Annotated in this window: 14 protein-coding genes; 5 read left to right on the top strand and 9 right to left on the bottom strand. The window is 54.6% G+C overall.

Features of this window, described 5'->3' with window-relative positions; genetic code table 11:
* Positions 1 to 70 precede the first annotated feature (70 nt).
* From ACFPOF_RS12505 to ACFPOF_RS12495, 3 genes are read left to right on the top strand one after another with little or no spacing between them, the layout of a single operon-like run.
* Positions 71 to 1,990: an ABC transporter permease subunit gene (locus tag ACFPOF_RS12505; RefSeq protein WP_378133009.1), complete on the top strand. Its 1,920-nt coding sequence runs from the start codon at positions 71 to 73 to the stop codon at positions 1,988 to 1,990.
* A 12-nt stretch (positions 1,991 to 2,002) separates the two neighbouring features.
* Entirely contained in the window at positions 2,003 to 2,860 is an 858-nt protein-coding gene (locus tag ACFPOF_RS12500) for a carbohydrate ABC transporter permease (protein WP_378133007.1), read from the top strand.
* A gap of 12 nt (positions 2,861 to 2,872) precedes the next feature.
* Positions 2,873 to 6,145, top strand: a complete 3,273-nt coding sequence (locus tag ACFPOF_RS12495; RefSeq protein ID WP_378133005.1) for a glycosyl hydrolase — start codon at positions 2,873 to 2,875, stop codon at positions 6,143 to 6,145.
* A gap of 461 nt (positions 6,146 to 6,606) precedes the next feature.
* Here the strand turns inward: ACFPOF_RS12495 and ACFPOF_RS12490 are convergent, their stop codons facing one another.
* From ACFPOF_RS12490 to ACFPOF_RS12465, 6 genes are all read right to left on the bottom strand, one after another.
* Positions 6,607 to 7,728 (bottom strand): stalk domain-containing protein, encoded by a 1,122-nt coding sequence (locus ACFPOF_RS12490; protein ID WP_378133003.1) that lies wholly within the window; start codon positions 7,726 to 7,728, stop codon positions 6,607 to 6,609.
* Between the two features lie 173 nt (positions 7,729 to 7,901).
* Positions 7,902 to 8,897 (bottom strand): ABC transporter ATP-binding protein, encoded by a 996-nt coding sequence (locus ACFPOF_RS12485; RefSeq protein ID WP_378133001.1) that lies wholly within the window; start codon positions 8,895 to 8,897, stop codon positions 7,902 to 7,904.
* 12 nt (positions 8,898 to 8,909) lie between these two features.
* Positions 8,910 to 9,734, bottom strand: coding sequence for an ABC transporter permease (locus ACFPOF_RS12480; RefSeq protein ID WP_378132999.1), 825 nt, complete (start codon positions 9,732 to 9,734; stop codon positions 8,910 to 8,912).
* A gap of 3 nt (positions 9,735 to 9,737) precedes the next feature.
* Complete coding sequence (locus tag ACFPOF_RS12475) at positions 9,738 to 10,550, bottom strand: ABC transporter permease (protein ID WP_378132998.1); 813 nt, start codon at positions 10,548 to 10,550, stop codon at positions 9,738 to 9,740.
* A 62-nt stretch (positions 10,551 to 10,612) separates the two neighbouring features.
* Positions 10,613 to 11,989 (bottom strand): sensor histidine kinase, encoded by a 1,377-nt coding sequence (locus ACFPOF_RS12470; protein WP_378132996.1) that lies wholly within the window; start codon positions 11,987 to 11,989, stop codon positions 10,613 to 10,615.
* Between the two features lie 17 nt (positions 11,990 to 12,006).
* Entirely contained in the window at positions 12,007 to 12,705 is a 699-nt protein-coding gene (locus ACFPOF_RS12465; RefSeq protein WP_378132994.1) for a response regulator transcription factor, read from the bottom strand.
* 229 nt (positions 12,706 to 12,934) lie between these two features.
* Between ACFPOF_RS12465 and ACFPOF_RS12460 the strand changes: the two genes are divergently transcribed.
* Complete coding sequence (locus ACFPOF_RS12460) at positions 12,935 to 14,881, top strand: FAD-dependent oxidoreductase (RefSeq protein WP_378132992.1); 1,947 nt, start codon at positions 12,935 to 12,937, stop codon at positions 14,879 to 14,881.
* A 79-nt stretch (positions 14,882 to 14,960) separates the two neighbouring features.
* Here ACFPOF_RS12460 and ychF read toward each other — a convergent pair whose 3' ends face one another.
* Positions 14,961 to 16,061: a redox-regulated ATPase YchF gene (ychF, locus tag ACFPOF_RS12455; protein ID WP_378132990.1), complete on the bottom strand. Its 1,101-nt coding sequence runs from the start codon at positions 16,059 to 16,061 to the stop codon at positions 14,961 to 14,963.
* 210 nt (positions 16,062 to 16,271) lie between these two features.
* Between ychF and ACFPOF_RS12450 the strand changes: the two genes are divergently transcribed.
* A complete protein-coding gene (locus tag ACFPOF_RS12450) occupies positions 16,272 to 16,415 on the top strand; it encodes a hypothetical protein (protein ID WP_378132988.1) in 144 nt (47 codons plus the stop codon).
* A gap of 525 nt (positions 16,416 to 16,940) precedes the next feature.
* On the opposite strand, the gene ACFPOF_RS12445 is transcribed toward ACFPOF_RS12450, so the two are convergent.
* Positions 16,941 to 18,554, bottom strand: coding sequence for an MFS transporter (locus ACFPOF_RS12445; protein ID WP_378132986.1), 1,614 nt, complete (start codon positions 18,552 to 18,554; stop codon positions 16,941 to 16,943).
* 155 nt (positions 18,555 to 18,709) lie between these two features.
* On the bottom strand, positions 18,710 to 19,960 hold the full coding sequence (locus ACFPOF_RS12440; protein ID WP_378132984.1) for a molybdopterin-dependent oxidoreductase: 1,251 nt from the start codon (positions 19,958 to 19,960) through the stop codon (positions 18,710 to 18,712).
* Between the last annotated feature and the right edge of the window lie 31 nt (positions 19,961 to 19,991).

Raw genomic sequence — 19,991 nt, 5'->3', positions numbered from 1 at the left:
CATTGCAGGTCTGCACGGACGCCAATGGTCTGTGCAGACCTCCGTTTCAGACAGGAAGGGGGATGACCGCATGAGGAACGGATTGAAACTTGGCTTGGTGGCGCTCGGTTTGTTCGTTCTTTTAGCGCCGACGAGCGTGTTCGCGAAGACGAATTGGACCCTCGACCCGGGAAAGGGCGTCACGTCCTTGTCCTTGTCGGCGGATGGGTCGAAGCTTGCCGTAGGCAGCTATGACACCCATGCCTACGTGTTCGATCAAGAAGGAAAAAAATTAACGGATATCGCGGCCAACAACGTCGTAACCGGCGTCACCGTCATCGGCAACGAGAAACTGCTCGTCTCTTCGGATGATCGTCGCTTGTATGCCTATGACTTGAACGGAAACCTGCTGTGGGAGTCAAATCTTAAAAAGCGAGTAGAAGGGGTGTCGGCATCGGCGGATGGGTCAGTCGCGGCCGTCACCGTTCAGAATAGCCCGGATCTCCTGCTCATCGATACGGCAAGCGGGGAAGCAAAGGGTAAGACGAACATCGGATTCCGCGTCCAGGACGCAGCCGTCGCTTCGAACGGAAAGTATATTGCCGTCGGCGGCAAAGACCAGAACGCGTATTTGCTGGATGAACAAGGCAAGCTCCTCTACAAAGCCGGAATGGACGGGACGATTAGCAGCGTTGCGGTGACCGGTGAGGGAGAGCTCGTCGTCGGGCTTACGACGCCAAAGGTGATCGTGCTGAACGCCAAAGGCGAAGTGGAGCGAACTATCGACGTTCAGGACGCCGTCAAGGATGTGGCCGTGGCTTCGGACGGTCGGACGATCGGCGCCGCCGACTACGCGGGCAACTTCTACGTCATCTCGGATAAAGGCAAGGTGCTCTGGAAAATACGGGTGAATGCCCCTGCGACGCGGGTTGTCTTCGATGCTAAAGCGGTCAACCTTTACGGGGGTACGGAGGACGGACAAATCTACCGCTATGACGTGGAGTCCGCCGTGAAAGGAGCAGCGTCCGCGGCGCGCAATGCGCAGTACGTGAACGTTGCGATCGCCGCAGGAGTACTTATTGCCGCAGCCGCCCTGTTTCTCGTATTGAAAAAATACAATCGACTCTCTGTATTCCGGAGAATATGGAAAGCGAAGTGGATTTATGTCGCGCTGTTTCCGGCGTTTTTCCTATTGATCGGATTTCTGTACGTGCCCGCGATTTCGGGCCTCTATCATTCTTTGTACGACTGGCATCCCGGAGGGCGTTCGTCTTACGTCGGACTGGCGAATTTTCGCAGGATGCTGACAGACGAATACGTCACGAAAGGGATCGGCAATTTGGCCATTCTGATCGTGACAGGGCTGATAAAGGCGATCGTGCCGCCACTTGTCGTGGCCGAATTGATCTATCATCTGAAGAGCAAGCGGCTGCAATATTATTTCCGAACGGCTTTCGTCTCTTCGATGGTCATTCCCGTTGTGGCCATGCTGCTGATTTGGCAGAACCTGTATGATCCTAACCTCGGTCTTATCAATCACTTCCTGGACGCCATTGGACTTGAGAGCCTTAAGCATTCCTGGCTAGGCGATTCGAAGACGGCCATCTGGTCCGTCATCTTCATCGGATTTCCTTTCGTCGGCATTCTTCAATTGCTGGTGCTCTATTCGGGCCTGCTTGGCATATCCGAGGAACTGATCGAGGCGGCGAAGATGGACGGGGCCAAGTTTATGCGTATCGTGCGTTCCATTCATCTCCCACTGTTGTCCGGGCAATTCAAATTTCTGATCATCCTTACGCTGATCGGCGTCATTCAGGATTTCAACGCCATCTTGATCGTGACGGGCGGAGGGCCGATGGATTCCACGTACGTGCCGGCTTTGCAGATGTACTACGCCGCTACGAAGTTCGACCAGCTTGGTTACGCTTCCGCACTGGGCGTATCGATGTTCTTCGTTATTTTGCTGATTACGGTTATCAACATGAAGTTCCTGCGCAGCTCGCGGGAGTAGGGGGCCAATGTCATGACATCTTCGAAGGCAGTCGGGCGCGCCTTGTTCAGCCGGGCATCCGTCAGACAGTTGATCCTGATCGTATGCCTGGCGCTGCTGGTCGCTCTCACTTTGGTTCCGATATTGTTTATGTTCTACAGCTCTTTGAAGAGCAACTCGCAAATCTTGGGCAGCTTCTGGTCACTCCCTTCGCCTCCCCAGTGGGACAATTACGCGGAGGCGTTCTCCAGCATTTGGCGGTACGTGGTCAACACAATCCTGTATTCGGCCGGCGCAAGCACGTTAGTCGTGTACTTGTCCGCGGTGTCCGGATATTTGTTTGCCAAGAAGGCGTTTCCAGGCAAAGAGTTTCTGTTCCTGCTCCTGCTCGCCATGATGATGGTGCCAGCCGTGCTTACCCTCATTCCCGCTTACGTCTGGTACGAGAAGCTCGGGCTGACCAACACGCCGCTGGCCATCATTATCGCGCATGCGGCAGGCGGGCAAATTTTCGGAACGTTCCTGTGCCGCACGTCGATGGAGGGGGTGCCGAATTCGCTATTCGAAGCCGCGCGCATCGACGGGGCGAAGGAGTGGACAGTGTTCGCGCGCATCGTGCTTCCGCTGTCGGTACCGATCCTCGCCACGATTTTCATCATGCAGGCCGTAGGCACTTATAACGATTACGTGTGGCCCCTGCTCACGATCCGGGACAGCGATTTGCAGATGGTCGGGGTCGGGCTCACCCAGTTCACGAAGCAGTTCGGGATTACGGACAAAGGCGTGCAGTTCGCCGCGTATACGATCGCGTCGGCGCCGCTGATCGCCGTGTTTTCATTCGGCATGAAATATTACATTCAGGGAATGGCGCAAGGCGCCTTGAAAATGTAGGAGGGTTCGCGGATGGGTACAGCCTCTTGCGAGTGGCTCGGGGAATATCGAAATCCGTCGGCGAAGTATCGGCCCGTACCGTTTTGGGCGCTCAACGGAGAGCATGACGCGCAGGAAATGAAGGAACAGTTGAAGCGACTGCAAGTGATGGGCATGGGAGGCGGATTTTTTCACCCCCGGCCCGGCCTCGTGAACGAATACTTCAGCGAGGAATGGTTCGACCTGTTCGCTGCGGCCTTGGAGGAAGCGGAGAAGCAGGGTCTCCATCTGTATATATACGACGAGAATTCCTATCCGTCCGGCTTCGGCGGCGGGCACGTGTCCGCGGAGCTCCCCGACTGCCTGAGCCGCGCTGCCGTACAGACGCTTTACGAGAATATCGACGCCGGCGAGTTGCCTTACGCGAAAGATCATTTCCTGGCCAGCCCGGGGCGCCCGATCGCGGCTTACGCTTTCGAACGCACCCCGCAAGGCGGGATGCGCCTGACGAAATCGCTCTCGGGGCTGCCGGCTTCCGAATGGGGAAAATACGGCCGATCGTTCGCCGTGTACGACTGGCAGCCGGCCGAAACGAATTCATGGCTGGGCGGCTTCGCTTACGTGGATTTGCTGCGGCCGGAAGTGGTGCGCAAGTTTATCGAGCTTACTCACGAACGATATAAGGAACGATTCGGCGACCGGTTCGGGACGACGATTCCTGCCGTGTTTACCGATGAGCCGGAAGTATCACCGGGGAACATGTTCCGTCAGGACGAGGTTGCCATTCCGTTCTCCTACTGGTTCGCCGCGCAATTCGCGGACCGAACCGGCTACGACCTGATCGAGCATTTGCCGCTGCTGTTTCAGGAAGCGGAGGACGCGACGGGAAACTTGCGCGACGCTAGAGAAGTGCGCTATGACTTTTACGAAATCATGTACGAGCTGTGGAAACAAAATTACGTCGTTCCTCTGTCGGAGTGGTGCGTCTCGAACGGTCTCGCCTTAACCGGACATTATCTGGAGCATCAGTGGCCGATTCCGTGGGTGCGATTTTCGCCGGGGATTATGTCGCTCTATGAATATATGAGCTGGCCGGGTATAGACTTCCTGACCTGCAGCCCATTGGAGCAGGACGGGAAGGATCCGTTGCTTGTCGCGGTACGGGAGGCGGCCAGCGCAGCGCATCAGCTCGGGAAAGAACGGACGCTATGCGAAGCGTTCGGCGCGGGAGGCTTCGATTCTTCTACTCAGGATTACAAACGGATTGGGGACTGGCTGCTCGTACACGGCATTAACTTCCTGAATCCGCATCTGACGGCAGGGTCGCTCGCGGGAGCCCGAAAGCGGGATCATCCGCAATCGTTCGACTGGCGTGTGCCTTGGCAGTACGAGCTGCGGCAGCTGAACGATTATTTCGCCCGGGCGCAGCTCGCGCTCATGCAAGGCGAGCCCGATCGCCGGGTGCTCCTTCTGCATCCGACTCGGACGTCGTACTTGTATCCGGCGACGGCAAGCTGGAACGCGGCCGGACAGCCGTTCGAGGAAATGGTGTCGGGCTATAAGGAACTGCTGCAACAGTTGTCGGATGCCGGCATCGACTACGACTTGGGAGACGAGGAGATCATGGCCCGCCATGGGCGGGTGGCGGACGGCAAGTGGACAGTCGGGCGCGTTTCTTACGACGAAGTCATACTTCCGGCAGGCATGGAAACCATTAAGGCGTCCACCTTGCGGCTGCTCGCGGAATTCGTGGAAGCGGGCGGCACCGTGCGCGTCCTCGGCGGCAGCCTGCCGAATTATGTAGATGGCAGGAAGAGTTCAGCCGTAAGGGAGCTCGCGGAACGCAAACCGGCGGGCTGGGAGCGAACAAGCGTTGCCGCTCTTATCGAGCGATGGAGCGCAGAGAGCCGGAGGAGCTGCGGGTACGCCTTGCGCGAGATTGGCTTAGAGAGCGGTAGTGCGGTAACTGCATCGGTATCGGCGGTATCGGCGGCGGGGGCTTCGACAATCGCCGTATCGATCGCACCGGCGATAACGGAGGTTCGCGGGCTTGGGGTTCAGTCTCGGGTGCTGCCTGGCGGCGACCGGCTGTTGTTTCTGGCTTACAGCGCGCCGGAGCCGAAGCGGGTTTCTCTTGCGCTGTTCGCGAAGATGGCCGCTGTGCGGCTGGATCTTCTCCAGGGGACGGCGGAGCAACTCGCCTCCGGCGACCAAGAGTTGCTGCTGGAGCAAGGCAGCTCTCACTGCTTTCTGCTCGTGAACGATGCGTCTTCGGTCGATAGGGTCAGCAAAAGGTTGTCTCTCGCCACCGCTCAGAAACGAGTCCCGTCCCGCCGCGACGAAGAGAAGCGTAGCTTGCCTATCCGCAGAATTACGCCATGCGACGAAAACTTGCTTATGCTCGATTACGCGGACGTACGCAGCCGGCATCGGGAGATGAAGGGCGTTTCCGTTCAGCGGGCGGGCGAAATATTGTTCCGCGAGAACGGGTTTGACACGAATCCGTGGGATAACAGCGTGCAGTACAAGCGAAGAGTGCTGGAACGGGCGCCAAGCCTGCACGCCGACGGGTTCGATGCGGTGTTCCGCGTGGAAGCCGCCTCTGTTCCGTCCCGCGTGAGATTGGCGGTCGAACGCGCCGAATTTTACCGGCTCGAAGTCAACGGGACGTTGATTGCGCGATCCGAATCGGATCGTTGGCTGGACAAAGTGTTCGGCGTCTACGATCTGACAGGCGCGCTCGTTCCCGGCACGAACGAAATCATGCTGCGCGCGCCCCTGTTCCATCCGCTGCTCGAGCTGGAGCCGGTGTACTTGCTGGGCGATTTTACAGTAGAGCCTGTCGATGCCGGCTTTCGAATCCATGCGGGGATGCCCGCTCTCGAACCCGGCGATTGGACAGTTCAAGGGCTGCCGTTCTACGGCGGGCAGACGGAATTCGAACTGGAGCCGATCGTTGTTGATAAAGAGGAGTTGTCATCCGCCCGCTTCTATTTGCAGACGGAAGGGCTGCACGGAGCGGCTGCACGCGTGAGGGCGAACGGCAACGCTCAAGCAGCGCTTCACATGGGCGGCACAGGCGCTGACATTACTGCCCTTCTGTCGCCAGGCGCCAACCGGCTTTCCGTGATCGTGTCGGCCACGCAGCAGAACGTGTGGGGGCCCCACCATGCGGGCCAGCCTGCGAAAATCGCATCACCCTGGATGTGGAAAACCGGGCCGGCCGAAGGCCCGCCTCCCGGACATCGATACGCCGTCGCCATGTGCGGCCTTGAGCGTGTGGAATTGGTGACCTTATATCGTTGATCGAGCCATTATCCGAGGAGGTTAAACATGAACAAAGCTAAACGTTGGATGGCGGCAGCCTGAACGAGCCGACGACGCCTTATGCCGGCAACCGAATGGGCGAGTTGTCGACAGCAGCGGTGCCGGGGACGTCCTGGCGGGCAGTTTATAAGAACTTCTCCCCCGCTCACCCAGAGCATTGCCGGTGACAGGTGGAACGAGCTCAGCGTGGACCTGAGCAGGTGGACATACAAAGGCAGCATCGACAAAATCAAGATTTGGTTCAGCGCGAACTCCACGTCTCTCTGGGACGCGAGCTACCAAGTCGATCAGATCGGGTTCGGCGCGCAACAAGGTGAGCGTACACAAAAAGGGATGCGCATTCCGCATCCCTTTTTTGTGCGCCGAGCATGGCGATTACCTGGGCGGTGTAAATCCGCTGCGGGGGTTGGCAGCGACCAACCTCTAGCGGTTCCAGTTATTTATCTTCTGGCAAAATAACCGACGATTTCTTTCGCAGCCGGATCAACTACGACCGTCAAAGGCCCGATCAGTTCATCTTGATCCGTATTGTAAGTGACCGAATACAACACCGCACCGGCAGCGCGAAGCTCCTCCAGCTTCTTCTGCGCGCCTTCGGCCGCGATAATCGCGCCGTCATTTGCGTTCACGACTTGCACGATCGCCTCATCCGATTTCGTCTTCACATGTTTCTTCTGATCTTCAGACAATTTGCTCCAAGCAAGTTCGCGATACTGTTGAGCGGTCGCTGCATCGATCTTGCCCGACGTCGCTGCCGGTTGCACGACGAGGTAATGCAATGGGCTTTGCGGCGGCAGGCTTTTCGTCATGATCGGGCCGTAATAGGCGCGGACTTTATCTCCGGCTTTTAAGCTTTCGAACATGACCGACTCGCCTTGCGATGTCAGCACGCCTGTTTCCTTGCCTGCGGTAAGGACGAGGGTCGTCACGGTTTTGCCGTCCTTCGTCTCGCCGAACTTCACTTGCCAGCCGTCATCGGTTTTCTCAACGGACTGAATGACGTCTTCTTTCACCAGGCTTTCTCCGATGACGTTGATGGAGTGTGCGTGCGATTGACCTGGGTAGCTCATAGCCATGGCCGGACCGAATTCGGCGACGATCCGATCGCCGACTTTCAAGTCTTTCGCCGCGAGAACGGCGCCATCACTGCCGGTTAACGTCGTATCCTTATCCACGTACAGGATCACCCAGTTAACTCCGCCTTTACCGAGCAATTCAACGCGGTATTGGCCGTTATCGGTCGACTTCACGTCGACAATAACGCCCATTCCCATCATATATTTCACTTCTTCGGCTTTCCGGTTCATGTCCAGGGATTTGCCTCCTTGGCTCCAACTGATCTCGTACCCCAGCTCATTCGCAAGCGCCCGCGCCGGCAAATATGCCTTGCCGTCGATATAAACAGGGTTCAGCGAAGTCGCGTCTCCATCCACCGATACGGCGATCTCTTTATGCAGCATACCCGTAACTTTGCTGACAAGTCCGCTTGCGCCGGCGACAGCGGTCGCTCCGAACACTCCAGCGGCGGTCATGACGATCAATAGTTTCTTTTTTGGCAACATATACATATGTCTCCTTCCCAAGATGACCCTGCGTTGCAGGGATTCGCATTTTGTCAAAGTCACTGACGCACCCGCGGCCCAAAATGTTTCCGTTATGTCCTAATTTTTCCCCATTCAACGCAAAAAAAGCGGGGCGACAGGTATTTCGCCCGTTGCCCCGCTTTGAATCCGCCCTATCCCGCAGCTTCCTGCCCCGTCGTCCGGTACACTTGTCGGATCGCATCCTCGATGTCCGGCTCCTGCACGCTCAAGTCGCGGATCGGCAGCTTCGCCGACAAGTCCGCGATCAGTTCCGACGCCGTAATGTCCGACTTATCGAAGCGATACCACACTTTCAAGCCTTCCTGCCGCACAAGGTTCGCTCGGTCATGGTCCGGCAACGTCGCTTCTCGGTCAAGCTCGATCACGAGCAAACGGTGCGGCGCAAGCTTGCCAACGATGTCGTCGAGAGGACCGTCCTCGACAAGTTTGCCATGATTGACGACGAGGAGGCGGGAACATAGAAACTCGACATCGTCTAAGTCATGCGTCGTCAGCACGACGGTCATCCGTCGTTCACGGTTCATCGTCAGGATGAATTGGCGAACGGCGTGTTTCGCTTCCGCGTCCAGCCCGATCGTCGGCTCGTCCAGAAACAGCACGCTCGGCTCATGAATCATCGCCGCGGCCAAGTCGCCTCTCATCCGCTGCCCGAGTGACAGTTGGCGTACCGGCGTATCGATGAAATCGCGAATGCGCAGAACCTCATGCAGCACGTCCATCGTGTTAGCGAACCGTCTGGCTTCGATGCGATAAATTCTTTTCAGAAGTTCGAATGTCTCTCCGAGTCGCAAATCCCAATAAAGCTGCGTTCGTTGCCCGAACACAACGCCAAGCTGGCGGACAACCGCTTTCCGCTCCTTCTGGGGAGACAGGCCGCATACGCGAATGTCGCCTTCCGTCGGATGCAGTATGCCTGTCAGCATCTTAATGGTCGTGCTTTTCCCAGCTCCGTTCGGTCCGATGTAACCGACGATATCTCCTTGCTCGATGTCGAAGCTCAGCCCGTCCACGCCGCGTACGATCGACTTCTCCGGCTTGATCAGACTTCTTAACGCGCCGCTTAGCCCCGTTTTCTTACGAACTACAACGAACTCCTTCACCAAATCTTTCACTTCAATGATCGCCATCGGAATCCCCCTCTACGAGCCGGCGCTTTCGTATTTTCGTAACCCTTGGCGGAACACTGCATAGGCGACCACAAAGCTGACCAGACCAACGAGCGGTGTCCATAGCGCCAATCCGAGCGGCAGCTCCAACGATTTCGTCTTGTTCAGAAACTGCTCCGCAGGATAAAAGCTGATGAAACCGATCGGCAACAGAAATGTAAGTATCGCTTGCACCACTTGCGGATACAGCGTCAGCGGGTACATCGTCGTCCTTTCCATCGTCGCGATCGTCATGTTGATCAAGTTCCGGCTTCTTTTCGTCCAGAAAGCGACCGCCCCGACAACCGTATAGATGCTCGCCCGAATTAGCGTTCCGCCAACGACGACGAGGGCAAGCTTAAGCAAATTCACTAAACTCCAATCGAAATCAACCATTCTCGCCGCGGCGATAAAAATGACGGTGCCGGGAATTAGATCGACTAGCCCGATAAAGTTGAAATAGCCCGTTACGAATTGGAAAAAGACGTTCATCGGCCGAAGCAGCAGCCTGTCGAATTCCCCCCGAAGCACTGCATATTCGGTTCCCCAGGTCGGTATAAACAGAACGACGACTAGTCCGTGACTAAGCAATCCGAGACCGTACAGGAAAGCCAAATCGCTGAATCCCCATCCGTTCAGCGGTTGAAATCGATCGACGATAATCCGCAGCATCCATATACCCGCAAAATACTGCGTCGGAATCACGAGCAGCCAACTGACGAGGAAAAGCGGGTATTCAAGCTGGCGCTGGATCGCCAGTTTGGCATAGTAGCCGAACACGATCGCGTAATGACGAATCCCGTTAACGACGTTCCCCACGGTTCAACCCCCTTGTACCATCACTTTTCCTCTGGCCCGTCTCCACACCAGCCCAAGCAACAGCATAAATACGATAATCCATAGGCCTTGAATTACGATCTCCTGCAAAGCTCTATCAAGCGGAATCTGTCCGATATAGATGCCGATCGGCGTCTGGTACGTGTATTGGAACGGAAGCCACTCGGAAATTTTCTGTACCGACTCCGGGAAAAACCATAACGGAACAAGACTGCCCGACAAAATCCGCACGATCGCGTCCTTCATCATCCCGAGATTGCCAAGCTCGATAACCCAGAAAGCTATCAACCCTACAAGCGCGCTCATCAACCACAAAATTGTAAAACTGAATAGGCAACTCATTGTGAAAACGGCAAAAGCCCCCGTGCTCACGGGCATCGGGAAGCCGAATAACAGCGCCGCCACGATGATGAGGGGGATCGCCTTATTCACTAGCGCGCTCGCCATGCTGCCCAAGTCGTCGGACAAATAAATGCCAAGCAAGGGTATCGGCTTCATGAAGTCGAGCGCGATATTCCCTTCACGCACCTGAGAATAGATCGTATTCTGCACGCCCGTCTGGAAGACTGCTGCAAGCAACACCGATACGACCGTATACGTCACCATGCTCTGCAGCCCGATTTGAGCGGCGCCCGCTCCGAGCGTTGCACTCGCTCCGCCGGCGTACGCGGCTTTCCAAATGTAGACGGAGGCGGCCAACAAAATGATGTCGCCGATCATGCCTATCCATACTTCGAATCGGTAAGCGAGCGCCGTCAAAATCCTCATTTTGACCAAGTACCCGTAAGCTCTCAACATCCGCCCCTCCATCCAAGAGATCTCTTATTCAGGGAATAAATTGGATATACTATAGCACATTTCTATGGCGCCGAATACAGAGGGAATCTCACTTCGAATACAGTTTCCTTCCTGTTGCTTGCGACTGAAATGGTGCCATTATGGCGAGTAACAATGCTTTTGACAATCGCCAGCCCCAACCCCGTGCCCCCGGTTTTTTTCGATCTCGACTGTTCAACGCGATAGAAGCGTTCGAATAAGTGCGGCAGGTTTTGTTCCGGGATCGCTTCCCCGTAATTCTTGAAAGCAATGACGGCTTCGTCTTCCTCTCTGGAGACGATAATGTCGATCCTTTTGCCTTCTGCCCCGTAGTTGATAGCGTTCATAAACAAATTGCCGAAAGCCCGCGCCAAGCTCTCTCCATCGGCCGCAATTCGGGGCTCGTCATCGGAATAAACCCGACATTCCATTCCGGCTTTCTCGAGGCTTGGCACGAACTCTTCCGCCAACTGTCGGATAAATCCGGCAACGTCCATTTCCTTGATACCCAGCTCTAATTCGTTGCTATACTTCGTATACTCGAATAGATCGTCGATCAGCCTTTGCAGGCTTATCGATTTCTCGTAGGCAATGTTAACGTAATAACGCAGCTCGACTTCGTCCTGATAACGGTCTTCTTCGACCAATTCCAGAAAACCGAGAATGGAGGTCAAAGGCGTCCGGAGATCGTGGGAGACGCCCGTGATCAGATCGTTTTTTGTTTTTTCGGCACGCCGTTCTTCCTCCATGGACAGTCCGAGCTGCTTGCTCATCAGATTAATGTTATAGGCCAACACGCCAAGCTCATCGGTAGACTTGACCGGAATTTCGTAATTCAGGCGACCTTTGGAGATTTCTTGAAGACCCGACGTAATTTCCTTCAAGTACCCGATCATTCTTTTGGTCAACCCATAGAAGATCAGCAGAAAAAACAAACAACCCGTAACAGCCATTAAAGTTGCCGTCGTTTGCGTATCCTTAAAGATCCAATTCATAAATGCGTTGTTCGGGAATAAGCGCCACACGTCTACGGCGTAATAAAGAATCGTTTCGCCTGTAATGACGACGAACACTGCAATCATAATGCTGGCAAGAAACAGGTACAGAAATCTCCATCTGATGGTATCGAGCCATTTTACTTTTCCTTTTTCCTTGTCGATCTCCACGCCTGCCGAGCGAGAATCGGCCCCGAAATTCAATTGCTTCAAAATAAAGTACGTAATGGTGATCAAGATCGACCCGGTAACGATCATCACGGGCGCAGAGCCAACGTGATTTATGACCCAGGGGAACGTACCGACAAATACCGGATTTTTTAAATTCACGGAAATCAGGAAACGACCCAAAAAAACGAACAAAACGCCAATACTCAAGCTAGTAAGAAGCAGTAAAACTCTTTGCCTTGCCTGTTTCCCGTCCATTAAGAGTCACCTTCGCCCTAATAGGATTCCATTTTGTAGCCGATTCCCCACACCGTCTTAATAAACTTAGGGTTTTGCGGATCTTTCTCTATCTTCTCGCGAAGCTTCCTAATGTGCACCATCACCGTGTTTTTGGATTCCATAAACGGCTCATTCCACACGACTTCGTAGATTTTGTCCATGCTGAGCACGATGCCCCGGTTAATCGCGAGCAAATGCAATATAGCAAATTCGCGCGGCGTTAATTTGATCTCTTGCTGGTCAACCGTTACGGTATGTGTTGAAACGTTGATTACAAGATCGTCGATGACGATTTCATCGTCGTCCTTCGCGTGAAAGGTGCTGAGTTTTCTGTACCTGCGCAAATGGGATTTCACGCTCGCTACGAGAACAAGCGGACTGAACGGTTTCGTGACGTATTCGTCGGCTCCGATGCTTAATCCCGCGATTTTATCGATATCCTGCGTTTTGGCTGACAGCATGATAATGGGAATATGATGCTCCTCCCTAATCTTCATACAAGCTTCGATCCCGTCCATATGGGGCATCATGACATCCAAAATGATCAAATCCACCGATTGGCTTCGCAACTGCTCTAATGCCTCCATACCGTTCGAGGCGTGAATGAGCGAGTAGCCTTCGTTTCTGAAATAAATCTCCATCAATTTCACGATTTCCGCTTCGTCATCTACCATCAGAATCGTTTCTTTCGACATTCCCAACCCTCCTTGACCGGCATGTCGGACACTCGAATAGAATGCCCGTCCTGCTTTGCCTTTAATTAGTATCCATTATGCCATATGCGGCACTAAAATCGCGCCTTGTTAAGCAAATCTTAAACAGTCGTTAAGAATTCGGGTTCAATAACGATAAGATCTCCTCGCTATACTCGTCTCTGTCACTTGCGAATCCGCATTCGCGACTAACAGTTAGAGGACGGTAAACATGATGCAAACAGAGAATAGGAAAACAACAAGTAAAAAATCTTTAGTCAGCTTGGTCTCAGCCCTTCTTATCGTCGCGATTGTAACGACTTACGGCTTATGGAAGAAATCGAATGAACCGGCCGACGGATTAACTCGAATCCAGCAAGAGCCCATCAAAGTCGAGTCGTCGGCCGTCGTTGCCGATAAGTATGACGTCATCGTCGCAGGGACCGATCCGGAAGGAATCGCCGCCGCGGTATCCGCCGCCCGGAACGGCTTAAAAGTATTGCTCGTCGAAGGAAAAGATAGAGATCAGCTCGGCGGATTGATGACGAAGGGCGGACTCAATACAATCGACCTGAACTACACGCCGGGCAATTCCGCGCGCAGGGGAAAACCCGATCTGCTTAACCGCGGCATTTTCCAACAATTCTACGATCAAATCGAAGGCTCTTCGTTCGACGTCATTACCGCCGCCAACGTATTCGCCAAGATGGTAAAAGAAGAGAGGAATATCGATTTGGTCATGCATGCCCGTCAGTTAGAGCCTACGACTGTAAAGAGCGATGACGGGCAAGCAACGATCACCGGCGTGAAATATATTACGGCGAATGGCGAGAGTCGTACGATACTGGCGGACGCGGTTATCGACGCCACGCAAGATGGCGATATCGCTGCCGCTTCAGGGGCTCCGTACACCGTCGGACGAGAAGATATCGGAGATCCCGACGCTCAAATGGCCGTCACGCTTGTGTTTAAGTTGAGCGGCGTTACCGACAAAATATGGAACTCCTTCGCCGGCCATAAGAATACAGGAACCGATGACGTGAGCGCGTGGGGTTTCCCGGAGGCGCGGGAATACGTGCCCAGCAATCCCGAGAAAGTCAGAATGCGCGGGCTGAATATCGGCAGGCAAAACGACGGCACGATCCTAATTAACGCCATGCATATATTCGGAATCGATCCGTTGAACCCCGCATCCGTGGAAGAAGGGCTGAAGATCGGCCGCGCGGAAGCGCCTCGAATCGCCGATTATTTAATCAAGCATATCAAGGAATTCAAGAAGCTGAAATACGCCGGGACGGCAGACGAGCTTTACGTGCGCGAAACAAGGCATATTCAAGGGGAATATCGGCTGACGCTTGCGGATGTTATGGAAAACCGCGACCATTGGGATGCCATCGCTTACGGTTCTTACGATGTCGATATTCAGAGCACGGATCATACCAACTCCGGCTACATTTTAATGTCGCCCTACCAATACGGCATACCGTTCCGGACGCTCGTGCCTCTGAAAGTCGACAATTTGCTTATCGTCGGTAGAGCGGCCAGTTTCGATTCGTTGCCTGCGGGCAGCGCTCGCGTAATCCCTGTCGGCATGGCGGCAGGGGAAGCGGCGGGAGCCGCGCTTAAGCTGGCGAAAGATAATCAGATAAATGTAAGAGATTTATCGAAGTCAAAAGAACTTGTAGCGAAGTTGCGCTCGAATTTAACCAATCAAGGCATGGACCTGAGCTTCCATCAATTCAAGGAACCTTACTACTTAAGCCACCCCGATTACAAAGGTTTGCTGACGGCGGCCAGCCTGTTGATGACAAGCGGTGCGGAAAATAATAAAGCGTTCGATCTAGACGGACGATCCAACGCGCAACGTTATGTCAACCAATTGTCGCGTTTGACTAAGGCATATCCTCACAAGTTTGCAGGAAAGCCGATTGACGCGATTACAGCTATGACGGAACCAGCTAAAAACCCTCTTTCTCTCGCTCAAGCGGTGAAGACGCTCGCTTTCGCCATCTCGGAAAGTCCGGACGAAGCGGACACGGTCGACAAAATGCTCGAACGAGGTTGGATAAAGCAATCGACCTTGGACGCCATCCGTAATAAGGACGCTCTGACCAACGGAGAAGCTTATATGCTCATGCGCGACGTCTTGGATCTGTATGCCGGTATTGTATATCAATAAGGCCGCCTTGTTCCTGTGCAAAAAAGCAACCCTCTCGGGTTGCTTTTTTGTTTCGCGCTAGCGAGAACGCCGCTCGAAATTATACGTTAAACAAGAAATGCATGACGTCGCCGTCCGCGACAACGTACTCTTTACCTTCGAGACGCGTAAGCCCTTTTTCTTTAGCCGCTTTCATCGAACCGCTCGTCGTCAGATCCTCATAGGAAACCACTTCCGCGCGAATAAAGCCCCGTTCGAAGTCGCTGTGGATGACGCCCGCCGCTTGCGGAGCTTTCATGCCTTTGCGGATCGTCCACGCCCGAACTTCCTGTACGCCAGCCGTGAAATACGTGTACAGGCCGAGCAAGCTGTAAGACGCGCGAATGAGACGGTCCAGGCCGGACTCGGTCAAGCCGAGCTCCTCGAAAAACATTTCCTTGTCTTCGCCTTCAAGCTCGGCGATCTCCGATTCCACTTTCGCGCTGATGTGCACGACGACGGAACCTTCCGCAGCCGCAAACTCGCGCACCTTCTGCACGTAAGGATTGCCGTCGGCATTCGCCGCTTCGGTCTCGCTGACGTTGGCCGCGTACAGAACAGGCTTCATTGTGAGCAAGTGCAAGTCGCGAATGATCAGTTTCTCTTCCGCGGACAACTCAACGCTGCGCGCAGGCTTCTCCGCCGTTAACGCCTCGTGTACGCGAGTCAACGCTTCGAGCTCTTCGGCAACTTTCTTGTCGCCGCCCTTGAGGCCTTTCTTCGTCCGTTCCATCCGTTTCTCGATGGAATCGATGTCGGTAAGGATCAGCTCGAGATTAATGACCTCGATGTCGTTGATCGGGTCGATTTTACCCGATACGTGCGTAATGTTCTCGTCCTGGAAGCAACGAACGACGTGAACGATCGCGTCCACTTCGCGGATGTTGGCGAGGAACTTGTTGCCCAAGCCTTCGCCGCGGCTCGCGCCCTTCACGAGACCCGCGATATCGACGAATTCGTACGCAGTCGGCACGATCCGGTTAGGATTTACGATATCCGCCAGCTTCTGCAACCGCTCGTCCGGCACTTCGACGACGCCGACGTTCGGATCGATCGTACAGAACGGGTAGTTCGCGGACTCCGCGCCCGCCTGAGTAATTGCGTTAAACAAGGTCGACTTACCTACGTTAGGAAGACCGACGATTCCGCAAGACAATGCCATTTCTTCTACACTCCTGACTCCTTGCGGCCGTCGTCTCCGACACGCGGCGACCGACCGACAAGCTGTTCAATTCTCACGCCATTATAACGGAACTGAGAAGCAACGTCCACACCGGGTCGGGAAGTGTGTTGGGAAGCCGAGGCGGGATAACGGGAGCCGAGATTGCGCACAATGACCTCGCATGCCTATCTACGCTGAGGAGGGATTAAATTGGAAAACAAATCGCACAAAGGGAACTACAAAGGAACAACGAACATGAAGGCTAGAAACCAAGACATGGCTTTCGTTAACGACACGATCGAGAACACGAAGTCCGTCGCCGCGACGCCTAAGAAAAACAAGGAAACTGACTGACGCCGGCATAATTAACGAACAAATGGCGATAGACCGCAGATAAGTCGACCGACTGGCAACTGGATGAGATAGCCCGTCAGAGGGCGTTTGTGCGAAAATTCGTACAAAGCGGTGCGCAAGGTAGTCCGTCTGAGGACGTTTGTACGAAATTTCGTACAAAGCGGTGCCCGAGGTAGCTCGTCAGAGGGCGTTTGTGCGATATTTCGTACAAAGCGGTGCCCGAGGTAGTCCGTCTGAGGACGTTTGTACGATATTTCGTACAAAGCGGTGCGCGAAATAGCTCGTCAGAGGGCGTTTGTACGATATTTCGTACAAAGCGGTGCGCGAGATAGCCCGTCAGAGGACGTTTGTGCGATATTTCGTACAAAGCGATGCGCGAGATAGCCCGTCAGAGGACGTTTGTGCGATATTTCGTACAAAGCGGTGCGAGGTTCATTGTGCCTTCGTAGTCTTAAAAACAGCGGCAGTGACAGGCTTCTTTCTTCGCCGTCACTGCCGCTGTTTTCAAATTCCCCATCAACCCGCTTAGCTTTGCAGGTTACCCACTTCCATCTCCAATTCCTTTGTCGTCTCACCGGACGACTTCATCCCAATCTTCGGAACATGTCGGAGCTTGGTTACTGCAACAATCGCAATGCCGAGCATCAGTGCGCAGCTAACCAGCGCGACGGCTTGCATGCCGCTGGCGAAAGCTTCGCGCGCCCCGTGAAGAAGAGTGGAACCGGCGTCACCGGGCAAACGTTCCGCTGCCGAGAGAGCCCCGGCCAAGCTTTCGCGGGCAGCCGCCTCCTCGGAAGCAGACAAATTACCCGGGAGGAACTCCGCGACATGGCTGCGATAGATGTAAGCACCGAGGCTGCCCAGCACAGCGATACCGAGCGCAAACGCGAATTCGCCGCTCGTCTGAAACAGTGACGCCGCCGAGCCCGCTTTTTCAGGCGGGGCCGATCCGATGATCAGATCGCTAGACAGGCTTGGGAACGGTGCCGCCCCCACGCTAAACATCGCATAGCCAACTACGAGAACGGTAAGTCCGGACACAGCTCCCGCCTGGGACAGCAAGATACAGCCGGCAGCCGAGACAACAAGCCCTGCTCCGATGAGGAATGCCGGTCGAATTCGTCTTGCCACGAGCGGCGACATCATCATCCCCGCCATTGAAAAGACCACTCCCGGGAGCATCCATAATGCCGCCTGCAGCGGCGATTTGCCCTGCACAAATTGCAAGTGTTGCGCGACGAAGAGCATGGAAGCGCCGGTAAAAGTAATGCCGAACATCCCTCCCAGCCCGGCGCGGAAGGCGGGAGTCGAGAACAGGCGCAAGTCCAGCAACGGACTGGTCAACCGACGCTGCCGCCTAACGAATATCGTCCCGAAAATAATGCCCGCCAATACAGCCGCAATCGGCAACGCCTGTCCACCGTGTTTGGCGACCTCCTTAATGCCGTATATCGTCGGAAGAATCGCACATAGCGATAGGACAACGCTAACCATGTCCAGGCGGCCGGAAGCAGGCGCCCGATATTCAGGCAGCAGCAAAGGCGCGGTCAACAGCAGCAGCACCATAACCGGAACGCCGAGCAGGAACACCGAACCCCATTTGAAATGCTCCAGCATCGCCCCGCCGACAATCGGTCCGAGAGCCATACCTCCCATAGAGCACGTGAACCATATGCCGATGGCCAATGACCTCTGCTTATGATCGCGGAACATGTTGCTGATAAGCGCCAAAGTCGATGGCGATACGGTCGCCCCCGCGATACCGAGTATCGCCCGGGCTGCAATCAACATCCCGGGACTGTTCGAAAATGCTGCCAAAACCGAGGCCAGTCCGAATGCGGCTGCACCGATCATAAGCAATTTACGACGACCGATTAGATCGCCAAGCGTGCCCATTGTGATCAGAAACCCTGAAAGCATAAATCCGTACATGTCCATGATCCATAGCTGCTGGGTGCTGTCGGCACCAAGGGCGACACCGATGTGAGGCAGAGCCAGAATCATGACGGATACGTCAATCGAAACAAGCAGTGCGGGCAGCGCCAGCACGGCAAGTCCAAGCCAATCCTTCAACCCTGCCTGAAGGTTATTCGAGAGCGCAGCCTCTTCTACTGGCTCCCCGGAACTTTGCCGGGACATAGATTATTCCTCCTCTTCTTATTGCCAGCATTTTACCGGTAACCCCACCATACATCATCACGTTACGTAAGGTTCAAGCGATTCTCTCTAAGCAAATTTGCATTCAGCAAAAAACCCCCGAATCCACATTCGGAGGTTCAAAGTCAACAAGCACGTTACACCCACGCATCCGTGTCGTATCCGCGCTTTTCCCAGTAACCGGTATGCTCTTTGTCGATCAATTCGATCCGGTTGAGCCATTTGACGGATTTGTACGCATACATCTTCGGCACGATCAGTCTTGCCGGCCCGCCGTAATCGCGATGGATCGGCTTGCCGTCGTGTAGCACTGCGACCATGACATCGTCCATGTTCGCTTGCTCTAGCGTAAGCGAGTCGGTATATTCTCCGTCTCCGGAGTATAACTTGACGTACTTCGCGTCCCGCTTAACCCCTGCCGTCTGCAGAAGGGCCGACAAAGGAATACCTTCCCATGTATTGTCGTACACCGACCATCCCGTAACGCAATGGAAGTCGCTCACTTGAACGGCACGTTTCAGCGCCAGAAACTGTTCCCAATTCCATGTCGCAGGCCGCTCCACCAGTCCATCGATCGTAAAAAGCCAAGTAGTCGATTCAAACGAAGGCAGCGGGGTGACCGTGTACACGCGAAAATAACCTCTGGCCCCGCCCCCGACGACGTTAACGGAGTCCGGCATCGGCGTCGGATTCGGCAGCATCCGGTTCGTCTCCTCGGAAACCTCTTTCATGCCGCCTGGCACATCGGACAAGCCGGTTCCTCCAAGCGTCGAAAGCCAACGAAAAAATGGAGGTGCAGCTACGATCGCAAGCCCCACACCGAGAGACGCTTTCAGAAATTGCTTGCGATTAAGAAGCGGAGCCGGCTCATTATATGGCGAGGAAGGCGCTATTCCGAAGTCAGCCTCACCCTCATTATCAGTCATTCGAATCGCCTTGCGATGCGGCTGCTTCATCCATCTCAACCGAGCCACCGAATGATAAACGATATACGGAACACCGATATAGGTAAGCAGATCGTGCATCACGAGCGCAGCGTTCGCCCAACCGGGCGGGAATCTCCGAATTTGCCATAACACGATACCGGATAACAGCCACCCGACGAGCAGAGCCATAACGAAGCCAAGGTTCCCCTTCTGCCTTGGCCGATTGCGGATTTGTTTCAAATGTTTCCGGACGAGGGGAACATACAGCGCAATCAATATGGCGGACATGACCCCAAGCACGATGTGCAGTTGCTTGACAGGGTTGCGGAAGTAACCATTCAGCCAGCCCCGCACCTCTTCCCAAGCCAGTAGCAGTCCCGTCACCGCAAGCAGCAGAACAATCCAACCGTTCCAACGATGCAACTCCGCTAACTGTTTGCCGACACTAGGTTTTCTCGCCATCTTGCGCTCCCCTCCCGACGCTTTATAGCCA

Source organism: Cohnella soli, from assembly GCF_042655525.1.
Classification (GTDB): Bacteria; Bacillota; Bacilli; order Paenibacillales; family Paenibacillaceae; genus Cohnella; species Cohnella soli.
The sequence above is the reverse complement of the archived record's forward strand: the minus strand, read 5'-3'. Positions and strand labels throughout refer to the sequence as shown.

Bases quoted from the DNA above. Each gene is read 5' to 3' on its own strand.
- ACFPOF_RS12460 (WP_378132992.1), top strand. From the start codon at position 12,935: ATGATGCAAACAGAGAATAGGAAAACAACAAGTAAAAAATCTTTAGTC.
- ACFPOF_RS12445 (WP_378132986.1), bottom strand. From the start codon at position 18,554: ATGTCCCGGCAAAGTTCCGGGGAGCCAGTAGAAGAGGCTGCGCTCTCG.
- ACFPOF_RS12475 (WP_378132998.1), bottom strand. From the start codon at position 10,550: ATGTTGAGAGCTTACGGGTACTTGGTCAAAATGAGGATTTTGACGGCG.
- ychF (WP_378132990.1), bottom strand. From the start codon at position 16,061: ATGGCATTGTCTTGCGGAATCGTCGGTCTTCCTAACGTAGGTAAGTCG.
- ACFPOF_RS12485 (WP_378133001.1), bottom strand. From the start codon at position 8,897: ATGGCGATCATTGAAGTGAAAGATTTGGTGAAGGAGTTCGTTGTAGTT.
- ACFPOF_RS12490 (WP_378133003.1), bottom strand. From the start codon at position 7,728: ATGTTGCCAAAAAAGAAACTATTGATCGTCATGACCGCCGCTGGAGTG.
- ACFPOF_RS12500 (WP_378133007.1), top strand. From the start codon at position 2,003: ATGACATCTTCGAAGGCAGTCGGGCGCGCCTTGTTCAGCCGGGCATCC.
- ACFPOF_RS12470 (WP_378132996.1), bottom strand. From the start codon at position 11,989: ATGGACGGGAAACAGGCAAGGCAAAGAGTTTTACTGCTTCTTACTAGC.
- ACFPOF_RS12440 (WP_378132984.1), bottom strand. From the start codon at position 19,960: ATGGCGAGAAAACCTAGTGTCGGCAAACAGTTAGCGGAGTTGCATCGT.
- ACFPOF_RS12505 (WP_378133009.1), top strand. From the start codon at position 71: ATGAGGAACGGATTGAAACTTGGCTTGGTGGCGCTCGGTTTGTTCGTT.
- ACFPOF_RS12495 (WP_378133005.1), top strand. From the start codon at position 2,873: ATGGGTACAGCCTCTTGCGAGTGGCTCGGGGAATATCGAAATCCGTCG.
- ACFPOF_RS12465 (WP_378132994.1), bottom strand. From the start codon at position 12,705: ATGTCGAAAGAAACGATTCTGATGGTAGATGACGAAGCGGAAATCGTG.